Raw genomic sequence first — 9371 nt, 5'->3', positions numbered from 1 at the left:
GCTTCAGGCTTTAAGGTAAAGGCAAAAAGAACGCCTTTTCCTTAAGTCCCTCCAGCGCTTGTCGGGGCTGAACAGGCGCTTGCGCTTTTCTTTATTGTCTAGCTACAGCGCCTAGCCCCTCGAGTCGCTTCAGGCTTTAAGGTAAAGGCAAAAAGAACGCCTTTTCCTTAAGTCCCTCCAGCGCTTGTCGGGGCTGAACAGGCGCTTGCGCTTTTCTTTATTCAATAAATTCAAATGTAAAGTCGAGGAGTCGGACTATATCGCCGTCTTTCGCACCGCGTTCACGAAGCGCATCATCTACACCCATTCCACGCATTTGTCTTGCGAATTTCCGGACAGATTGATCAAAGTTGAAATCGGTCATTTTAAACAGACGTTCAATCGTATAACCCGATAACACATAGGCACCATCATCGTCACGTGTAATTTCGAATTCAGGCGCTTCAGCTTCATGTTTATAGAGAACAGAACGCTCATCATCATCTTCTTCTTCAATCGCATGCATTGGAAATTCAGATGTCGTTTCAAGCAGATCTGCAACTGCGTATAGAAGGTCATCCAATCCGGTTCTTGTAATCGCCGAAATCGGGAAAATAATCGCATCGTCATCATTGAGTTTCTTCTTGAATTCCTCAAGATTTTCCGCTGAATCAGGCATATCCATTTTGTTTGCCACGATGATTTGTGGACGTTCAGTCAATCGTAAATTATATTTTTCTAACTCTTCATTAATAGTAATAAAATCTTCATAAGGATCGCGTCCCTCAACTCCCGACATATCGATAACATGGATAATTACCCGCGTCCGTTCGATGTGACGAAGAAATTGATGGCCAAGGCCAACCCCTGCGTGCGCCCCTTCGATTAAGCCTGGAAGATCCGCAAGCGCAAAACCACGGTGATCTTCTGTTTCAACCATTCCAAGATTTGGGACAAGTGTCGTAAATGGATAGTCGGCAATTTTCGGTTTTGCGGCGGAAACGACTGATAACAAGGTCGACTTCCCTACACTTGGAAAGCCAACAAGTCCAGCATCCGCAAGTACTTTGAGTTCAAGACTGATTTCACGATCGACACCTGGTTCGCCCATCTCAGATAATTCCGGTGCTGGGTTTTGTGGTGTTGCGAATCGGCTATTCCCACGGCCTCCGCGGCCACCTTTTGCGATAACAGCTGTTTGGCCATGTTCAACGAGATCAGCGATGATATCTCCAGTTACTACGTCTGTAACAATTGTGCCAGGTGGAACTTTTACAACCATATCACTTGCACCTCGCCCGTGTTGATTTTTACTTCCTCCGTGCCCTCCACGAGGTGCTTTGAAGTGACGTTGGTAACGGAAATCCATTAACGTCCGTAATCCCTCTTCGACGATGAATACGACGTTGGCACCTCTTCCTCCGTCACCACCTGCTGGGCCACCTAATGCGATATATTTCTCTCGGCGGAATGCAACCATGCCATCGCCACCGTCACCACCTTTTACAAATATCTTCACGTGATCTACAAACATCTAATTTTCCTCCTATCGTCCACTTATCATGAACGTCCATTGATTGTTTAAAATTGTTTCGTCCACAGTAAAGCTTCCTGTCGTTTCTGGAGCAGGTTGCTTATTGTTCAAGGCACCTTTAATGATGATTGTGATAGACCAGCTTGTGGATGAGGCTGTCACTGTGAGATTCGCTTCATATTCTAAAGTTGGCTCTACTGCTTTCACTGCATCCTTAAACACCCGGTTCAAATAGGATACGACCTCGCCGTCATCCGTCTGTCGGATTCCAGATGTGATTTCGCAAGTCATCTTTGCTGAAAATGAATTATACATCCAACCGAATGTGGCGAGCCAAGATTCAAGGGCCGGGAGACCGAGCCTCTCCAACATGGCTATTTGACGCATGTTTTCAGTCGACTCCATGATTTTTTCTTTCGCATTCGGTATTTTACCGAGATCGATATACGATAGTATTAACTGAAGTTCATTCAAAAAATCATGTCGTGCATATTTTAGGGCTTCCGTCACGCTCAGCTTATCGTTTCCCATTCCCATTCACCACCAACTTTTTCATGTAGATAATAGTATAACATCTACATGCCTTTCTGCGTCAAAAGAACAAGAATCCAAGCCTATTCGTCCAGATTAACCCTCTTCGCAAGTGAGTCACAGACCTTGAACTTTATAGTTTCCTATGAAATGAAAAAAAGGACTGCACATCATATGCAGTCCTTCCTCTCGTATATTAAGCTTCCTGAACTTCAGGATATACGCTGACTTTCTTTTTGTCACGACCGAAACGTTCAAAACGAACGACGCCGTCCACTTTAGCGAAAAGTGTATCGTCACCACCAAGACCGACGTTTTCACCTGGATGAATTTTCGTTCCGCGCTGACGATAAAGGATTGAGCCGCCTGTTACGAACTGACCGTCTGCGCGTTTTGCGCCAAGACGTTTCGAATGAGAGTCACGACCGTTCCGAGTAGAACCTACCCCTTTTTTCGATGCGAAAAACTGGAGATCCAAACGTAGCATATGTTCCACCTCCTACTTTTTGAAGATAATATTTATATATTGCCCATAGTCTTGTTCAATCGTCTGTAATGAAACAATCATCGCTTTAACAATCAGCTGTATGTCGTGATCGCTTTCTTCGTTTACCGGAAAAATAACTTTAAAATAGCCGCCGTCCAATCCTTGTTGGATGTCTGGGGTTATTCCTGTAAGTACGATAATGGCATTGACAGCACCGAAAGATACTGCTGATGCACCTGCACAAACAAGGTCTTTTCCTTTTTTTGCGAAATTAGCGTGGCCTTTCATCTCAAATGAATGGATGTGACCCGAAGGTTGTTCATTGATGATGATTTTAATCATGCCGGCTTACAGGTTAATCCCGTCAATAATGATTTTCGTGAATGGCTGACGATGACCTAGCTTTCTGTGATAGTTCTTTTTCGGTTTGTATTTGTAGACTGTGATTTTCTTGCCACGGCCCTGTTCCATAACTTTACCAGTTACAGTAGCACCTTCCACGAATGGAACGCCAACTTTCATATCTTTTCCACCTACGAATAAAACCTTGTCAAAAGTAACGATATCTTTCGCTTCACCAACTACTTTTTCAATGTAGATTTCTTGGCCTAATTCGACTTTGATTTGTTTTCCACCAGTTTCAATGATTGCGTACATACTTGCACCTCCTCTTTAGACTCAGACTCGCCTTCAAAGGTGATCCCTTCGGATACTTGAACCTTATCAGTGCGGTTGCAGCACGGGTGCTACAAACAATAACATTTGAATATTACCATGTATTCATTGTTACGTCAACAGATTTTTTTAATTCTGCATAGGCTCTTTCATATTTTCTAAACCGAAAGACGGAAATATTTTGGAAGAGAAGAAATAGTGCAAGACAGACGTATGGAAGTGTTTCGGGTAAACCATAAGTTAATAATAGGGTGGCAACAGAAAGGAGTGCCATAGAATGCAGCAAAAAAAGTGAACGTGTAGCATACCTTGAATCATTCGTCTCAAGAAGCACACAAAGTGCCTGTCCACCGTCAAGAGGTAGAATGGGAAGCAAATTAAGCACTAGCAACGCAACTTGGATTCGGATGACTACTTCATCACCTGGAAAGGGAATAAATGATGCACCAAGAAGAAGAGCGAACGTTGCCAACGGACCGCCAAACGCGACGATGAGACGCGCCTTCTTCGTCGCCTGGTGACGGTTTGGTATGACTAGCTCTCCACCGTAAGGCATTATCGTACACGAGCGCACACGCAATCCCATCAGCTTAGCAGCGATGAGGTGGCCCATCTCATGGATAAGAAGCGAAATAAAGATAATCGCATACATGGATATGCCACCCGTTACCATAAGCATCAGAAAAAAAGGTAGGAGTATGGGATGAAGCCTGTATTTCATTCTTCAACTCCCGAAAGGTATGTTGACAACAGCGATGCGTCCAATTTTTTCCCATCACGCTTTACCATCAAATAGATTGCCCCCTCATCCATAAGCGCCAGCGTGTCCCCTTTTTTCACAGTCGTATAAGGTAATTTTGAAAATTCTCCTACATATCCGTACGTCACTTCATCTCCGTCATCATAGAGTACCGTCACTGTCTTCCCTGATCGACGTGTGAATCCTGTAAAAATAATAAGTCCGCTCCCTCTCGCTTCAATCGCCATCGGAACCGTATAAGATACAATCACACCATCCTTATAGGGTTGCATGGATTCATACGCTGAAAACGGTTCTTCCGGATTGAGTTCCGCTGTAACTACAATCTTATCGTCTTGGGTGTCATTGAAAAACGATACAACCCACTTCTTCATCACCATAAAGTCCTTCCCCGACGTCACATACTGCGTGACAGGTTGCCGAATGACCCCCGCTTCTTCCAACTTCGCCACTCCAATTACGCCAATTGTCAACATGATTGCTAGTATCCACTTGGTTCTCCATTTCAACCGGCCACACCACCCGTTTTTTTTAGTATATGTCAGGTGGCTACGGAATATTATGGGCACCCGGAAATCAGTTGCTAGGCGTCAACTTTTCGATTCTAATCACAACTTGGCTTGTCCACTCCAAATTCACAAAAAAACCCAACACCACTACGTGGACGTCAGGGATTTTTAGTTTACTTTTCGAATATCGACTTGATTTTACCGAATAATCCGATTTTACTCGTGTTGAGTGACATAAGTGGGACAGATTCACCGAGAATACGGCGGGCGATGTTTCGATAACCGATTGCAGCGAGTTTCGAAGGATCCATAACAACAGGCTCTCCCTTATTTGAAGAGGAGATGACATTTTCATCATCTAGTATGATACCAAGAAGGTCAATCGACAAATGAGTCGTAATGTCATTCACGTCAAGGGCATTACCACTTGCCATAAGTTGTCGTCTGATGCGATTGATGATGAGTTTTGGTGGTTCGATATCTTCCTGCTCAAGTAGGCCGATAATTCGATCAGCGTCTCGAACCGCCGAAATTTCCGGAGTCGTAACAACAATCGCACGGTCCGCACCGGCAACGGCATTTTTATACCCTTGTTCAATACCAGCCGGACAATCAATCAAGACATAATCATAATCTCTTTTAAGTTCAGTAATTAACGTTTTCATTTGCTCAGGATTAACAGCGCTTTTATCGGTCGTCTGAGCCGCGGGCAATAAAAAGAGTCCATTCTCAAAGCGTTTATCTTTTACAAGTGCCTGTGGTATTTTGCAACGACCTTTGATTACATCTACGAGATCATATATAATCCGGTTTTCAAGACCAAGAATTACATCGAGGTTCCGGAGGCCGATATCGGTGTCTACAAGACACACTTTTTTACCTTGAAGGGCCAAAGCAGTTCCAAGATTTGCTGTTGTCGTCGTCTTACCGACACCGCCCTTTCCAGATGTTATAACGATTGCTTCTCCCACATTAGCTTCCTCCTTTAAATGATGATAGACCTGGCCGGAGAATCCGAAGTTCTTGCAGACGGTCGATAGCGATGAAACCGTTCGAATGTACATAGGCACATTCCATTTCTGGATGTTCCGACAAAATCGTCAATTCATCCGTCATCATTTCTATTTTATCTGCAATCATGAGATGCGTAGCTTCGAGCCATGAGGCAGCTATGACTGCTTGTATATTGCCGGTTTCCCCAGCGTGTGCAATCCCCTTTAACCTACCTAAAATATAAATGCTACCAGAAGCAATAACTTTACCATTCGGATTGACGTCACCGATAATGACGAGATCACCATCCGCTTTCACAACCTGTCCCGAACGTACGATGCCGATATATGTTTCCGATTGTTTTTCAAGTATTTTATGGTTACATTCTTCAATCATTATGACATCACTTTGAATTTTTGACACACGTAAATTTGGAGACGCATGAATGACATTCACGATTTCCTTCAATTCCTCTTCGTTGCAATAGCGGCTCCCCGTATGGATTTGCACTTCTGCAAGCCCCTCTAATGCGTCTTCCCCCACTTTCCTACGGAGTTCAGCAATCATATCCGAATAGGCGCACTTGTGGTCAAGCCGGAGAACAAGTCCCTCTTTCGTCCCTTTGATCGTCACATATTGCTGTTTCGTCATTTGCGTCACCCCGCATTCTCCTCTACGTTATAAAGGTTCGCTTTGTTGCTGCAATCCCCTTTTATTAATAAGGTTTTTAAAAAACCAGCCAAACATTCCAACAAAAACTAAATTGGCAATCATCGTCGGAATAAGCCTACTGACAACGAATTCATCCAAACTAATAGATGTCAGGGCTATTAAGCTGGCAAAAAAGTATGAAAGCAATTCCAGAAGTACAATCAAGAACATCGCCAAGAGCATCACCGTGACTACGTGTCGATGAACTTGGCGAATGATCAATACTGCAATATAACAAATCATCGGATAGAGAAATGCATATAGCCCAATAATATCAATGTGGAACATATCATACAAGAGTCCGAGGACAATTCCATAAACGATTGCGCGTTGGCGACTATAATAGACCGCTATGAAGATTAGATATACGATAACAAATCGCGGAACAAGGGTATAGCGCATTCCGTCGATATCAACAGGGGAAAAAAGACTGAACACAGGCTCCAGGAAAAACAGCAATAAGGCAATAGAGGGGATGATGAATCGGATCATGATCCACTCTTCCCCTCAGTACCCTCTGTATTATTTCCATCCGTCCCATCTTTATCTATAGCCGACTTCCGTTTTGTGACCAGTACATGATCTAACAATGAAAACTCCGCTGCCGGACGGATATAAGCCAACTTCGTCAATCCGTAATCATCTGTCGACACTTCTGTCACTTCACCAATTAAAAGCCCTTTTGGAAATATCCCACCAAGACCAGAAGAGGTCACTTGTTGCCCCACTTCAATCTGTGAACTGGAGTCAATCCGTTTCATAATCAGTTCGTCACGAGTCCTATCATATCCTTCAATTAAACCGAAAACTGAGTCTTTACCTTTTCCCAGAATGACTGAAGCAACGCGGAAATTACGATTTTCTGTCGATAACAGCTCAATGGTAGAAGTGAACGGCGTGACAAGAATAACTTTTCCAATCAAACCACGCGCTGTAATAACTGCCATATTCTCCTCGATACCATGCACTCCACCTTTGTCTATGATAATTTTCTCTTCCCACTGATCTGGATTGCGAGAAATGACCGTCGCATGAATCGGTTCGTACCCACGTAGGTCTTCTTCCTTACCAATGAGTTCAAGTAGGCGCTCGTTCTCCGCACGAACATCCGTTAATTCCGCTTGATTCGATGCATATTCACTTAATCTTGCTTTCAATTGTTTGTTCTCTTCGTATGTATTCAATGTCCCATCAATATTCCCAATAACACCCGTTATGTAATGCGCCGGCTTCGAGAATATAGATTGCCCGAAGCCGACGACGTCTTTCACAATTTGTTCTGGGAGGGTGGCGTTGTGCCGGTCCCTGAGGGAGAATGAAATCAATGCCACAAGGACGATGACGCCTACAAGCAATAAAATCAATCGTTTATTCGAAAAAAATTGCGGCATTGCTCAAGTCCTCCCTCATCTATCTTGATTGCATTTTTTTAATTACATCGAAATTATCGAGTGCTTTACCTGTACCGATTGCAACACAATCGAGTGGATCTTCCGCGATGAACACAGGCATATTCGTTTCGTCAGAGATAACCTTATCAAGATTTTTGAGCAAGGCCCCGCCGCCTGTCAGAACGATTCCACGTTCCATGACATCCGAAGATAATTCAGGTGGTGTAGTTTCAAGCGTCTTTTTCACACCATCGATGATTTGTGCAATCGATTCGCGCAATGCCTCCACGATTTCATCAGAAGAGATTTCAATCGTTTTCGGTAAGCCTGTTAAAAGGTCCCGTCCGCGAATATCCATCTTCTCCGTCACCCCAATCACTTTAGCAGAGCCAATTTCGATTTTAATCGCTTCAGCTGTCCGCTCACCAATCGTTAAATTATACGTTTTGCGAATATAACTGATGACTGCACCATCCATCGTGTCGCCACCAACACGGATTGACTCACTTGTCACTATTCCGCCTAGTGAGATAACTGCAACTTCTGTCGTACCGCCACCTATATCGACGACCATACTCCCTGTAGGTTCCCAAACAGGGAGATTTGCTCCTATTGCAGCTGCAAACGGTTCCTCGATTGTGAACGCATCTTTCGCACCCGCTTGTCGTGAAGCATCTATAACTGCGCGTTGTTCAACAGATGTTATTCCATAAGGAACACAAATCATGACGTTCGGTTTTTTGAAAGAACCTCCTGCTACTTTCATCGCTTCCTTCATGTAGTGTTCAATCATCGCGGTTGTGATTTCAAAATCAGCGATAACTCCGTCTTTCATAGGACGAATCGCCACGATGGAACCTGGCGTACGACCAATCATATTTTTTGCAGCACTTCCGACCGCTACAATTTCACCTGTATGTGTATTTTTCGCTACAACCGAAGGCTCTCTTAACACAATGCCTTTTCCTTTTATGAAAACTAATGTATTTGCTGTGCCGAGGTCAATCCCGACATCTCTCGTTCCAAATCCAAACAAATTTGTTCTTCCTTTCTCCTTAACCGCATAACTGCGGCTTTCATGAAATGATACACCACATTATAACGGATAGGAGAACAAATATACAGTGTCACATGTACCCTTTCTCTTTTAAACTTATAAATCGATGGTCACCGATGATGACATGATCAAGTAATTCTATGCCCATAATCGACCCAGCTTCGATTAATCTCTTTGTCACTTCGATGTCTTCCGGGGACGGTGATGGGTTTCCAGAAGGGTGATTGTGGGCGACTATAATCGATGCAGCAGAGCGTTTCACTGCTTCGCGAAAAATTTCGCGCGGGTGAACAATGGAAGAATTAAGACTCCCTATAAAAATTGTTTGTTTATGAAGGATTTCATTTTTGACATTCATAAATAATACGACAAAATGTTCCTGGCTGAGAGAAGACATGTCCGTCATTAAATACGAAGCAGCGTCTTCTGGGGAACGAATTGTGTATCGCCCCGCCGAATGTTTCCGGTACAGTCGCTTACCGATTTCGGCGGCGGCCAACAACTGAACTGCCTTTGCCTGACCAACACCTTTGACTAACATCATCTCTTCAATTGTCGCATCTTTTAAGTCTTGAATTTTATCGAAGGATGAAAGAATTCGATTAGCAAGAACAAGTACAGATTCCTCTTTTGTACCCGTACGCAACAAAATTGCTATGAGCTCCTGGTTGGATAAACTACCAGCTCCTTGGCTAATCAAACGCTCACGGGGCCGATCCGCAATATGTACATCACGGATCATCA

At 43.7% G+C, this 9371-nt stretch carries 13 protein-coding genes and 1 other annotated feature; all 13 genes read right to left on the bottom strand.

Annotation, left to right across the window (positions count from 1 at the left end):
• Positions 1–217 precede the first annotated feature (217 nt).
• On the bottom strand, positions 218–1513 hold the full coding sequence (gene obgE, locus H4683_RS08180; RefSeq protein WP_192598365.1) for a GTPase ObgE: 1296 nt from the start codon (positions 1511–1513) through the stop codon (positions 218–220).
• Positions 1514–1525: 12 nt separating this feature from the next.
• Positions 1526–2044 (bottom strand): Spo0B domain-containing protein, encoded by a 519-nt coding sequence (locus H4683_RS08175; protein ID WP_192598364.1) that lies wholly within the window; start codon positions 2042–2044, stop codon positions 1526–1528.
• A 196-nt stretch (positions 2045–2240) separates the two neighbouring features.
• Complete coding sequence (gene rpmA / locus H4683_RS08170) at positions 2241–2531, bottom strand: 50S ribosomal protein L27 (protein WP_067208159.1); 291 nt, start codon at positions 2529–2531, stop codon at positions 2241–2243.
• A gap of 12 nt (positions 2532–2543) precedes the next feature.
• Positions 2544–2873 carry a ribosomal-processing cysteine protease Prp gene (locus H4683_RS08165; protein ID WP_192598363.1) on the bottom strand — a complete coding sequence of 110 codons (330 nt, stop codon included), beginning with the start codon at positions 2871–2873 and terminating at the stop codon, positions 2544–2546.
• A gap of 6 nt (positions 2874–2879) precedes the next feature.
• The gene (gene rplU / locus H4683_RS08160; RefSeq protein WP_192598362.1) at positions 2880–3188 is read right to left on the bottom strand and encodes a 50S ribosomal protein L21; all 309 of its coding nucleotides are present in this window, start codon (positions 3186–3188) and stop codon (positions 2880–2882) included.
• Between the two features lie 13 nt (positions 3189–3201).
• Positions 3202–3275 (bottom strand) — a sequence feature (ribosomal protein L21 leader region).
• Between the two features lie 25 nt (positions 3276–3300).
• Positions 3301–3927, bottom strand: coding sequence for a site-2 protease family protein (locus H4683_RS08155; RefSeq protein ID WP_192598361.1), 627 nt, complete (start codon positions 3925–3927; stop codon positions 3301–3303).
• Positions 3924–4475, bottom strand: a complete 552-nt coding sequence (locus H4683_RS08150) for a M23 family metallopeptidase (protein WP_192598360.1) — start codon at positions 4473–4475, stop codon at positions 3924–3926. The genes H4683_RS08155 and H4683_RS08150 overlap by 4 nt, the downstream gene beginning before the upstream one ends.
• A 173-nt stretch (positions 4476–4648) precedes the next feature.
• A complete protein-coding gene (minD, locus tag H4683_RS08145) occupies positions 4649–5446 on the bottom strand; it encodes a septum site-determining protein MinD (protein WP_192598359.1) in 798 nt (265 codons plus the stop codon).
• A gap of 1 nt (position 5447) precedes the next feature.
• On the bottom strand, positions 5448–6119 hold the full coding sequence (locus tag H4683_RS08140; RefSeq protein ID WP_192598428.1) for a septum site-determining protein MinC: 672 nt from the start codon (positions 6117–6119) through the stop codon (positions 5448–5450).
• Between the two features lie 27 nt (positions 6120–6146).
• Positions 6147–6671, bottom strand: a complete 525-nt coding sequence (gene mreD / locus H4683_RS08135) for a rod shape-determining protein MreD (RefSeq protein WP_192598358.1) — start codon at positions 6669–6671, stop codon at positions 6147–6149.
• Positions 6668–7570 (bottom strand): rod shape-determining protein MreC, encoded by a 903-nt coding sequence (gene mreC / locus H4683_RS08130; protein WP_192598357.1) that lies wholly within the window; start codon positions 7568–7570, stop codon positions 6668–6670. The genes mreD and mreC overlap by 4 nt, the downstream gene beginning before the upstream one ends.
• A 19-nt stretch (positions 7571–7589) precedes the next feature.
• Positions 7590–8606, bottom strand: coding sequence for a rod shape-determining protein (locus H4683_RS08125; RefSeq protein ID WP_192598356.1), 1017 nt, complete (start codon positions 8604–8606; stop codon positions 7590–7592).
• A gap of 91 nt (positions 8607–8697) precedes the next feature.
• Positions 8698–9369, bottom strand: coding sequence for a RadC family protein (gene radC / locus H4683_RS08120; protein WP_192598427.1), 672 nt, complete (start codon positions 9367–9369; stop codon positions 8698–8700).
• Between the last annotated feature and the right edge of the window lie 2 nt (positions 9370–9371).

Origin of the sequence: Sporosarcina limicola, assembly GCF_014873855.1 — a bacterium.
Lineage (GTDB): Bacteria > Bacillota > Bacilli > Bacillales_A > Planococcaceae > Sporosarcina > Sporosarcina limicola.
Note: the sequence above shows the minus strand (reverse complement) of the source record. Positions and strands in the feature narration are given on the sequence as shown.

Bases quoted from the DNA above. Each gene is read 5' to 3' on its own strand.
- obgE (WP_192598365.1), bottom strand. From the start codon at position 1,513: ATGTTTGTAGATCACGTGAAGATATTTGTAAAAGGTGGTGACGGTGGC.
- H4683_RS08175 (WP_192598364.1), bottom strand. From the start codon at position 2,044: ATGGGAAACGATAAGCTGAGCGTGACGGAAGCCCTAAAATATGCACGA.
- rpmA (WP_067208159.1), bottom strand. From the start codon at position 2,531: ATGCTACGTTTGGATCTCCAGTTTTTCGCATCGAAAAAAGGGGTAGGT.
- H4683_RS08165 (WP_192598363.1), bottom strand. From the start codon at position 2,873: ATGATTAAAATCATCATCAATGAACAACCTTCGGGTCACATCCATTCA.
- rplU (WP_192598362.1), bottom strand. From the start codon at position 3,188: ATGTACGCAATCATTGAAACTGGTGGAAAACAAATCAAAGTCGAATTA.
- H4683_RS08155 (WP_192598361.1), bottom strand. From the start codon at position 3,927: ATGAAATACAGGCTTCATCCCATACTCCTACCTTTTTTTCTGATGCTT.
- H4683_RS08140 (WP_192598428.1), bottom strand. From the start codon at position 6,119: ATGACGAAACAGCAATATGTGACGATCAAAGGGACGAAAGAGGGACTT.
- mreD (WP_192598358.1), bottom strand. From the start codon at position 6,671: ATGATCCGATTCATCATCCCCTCTATTGCCTTATTGCTGTTTTTCCTG.
- mreC (WP_192598357.1), bottom strand. From the start codon at position 7,570: ATGCCGCAATTTTTTTCGAATAAACGATTGATTTTATTGCTTGTAGGC.
- radC (WP_192598427.1), bottom strand. From the start codon at position 9,369: ATGATCCGTGATGTACATATTGCGGATCGGCCCCGTGAGCGTTTGATT.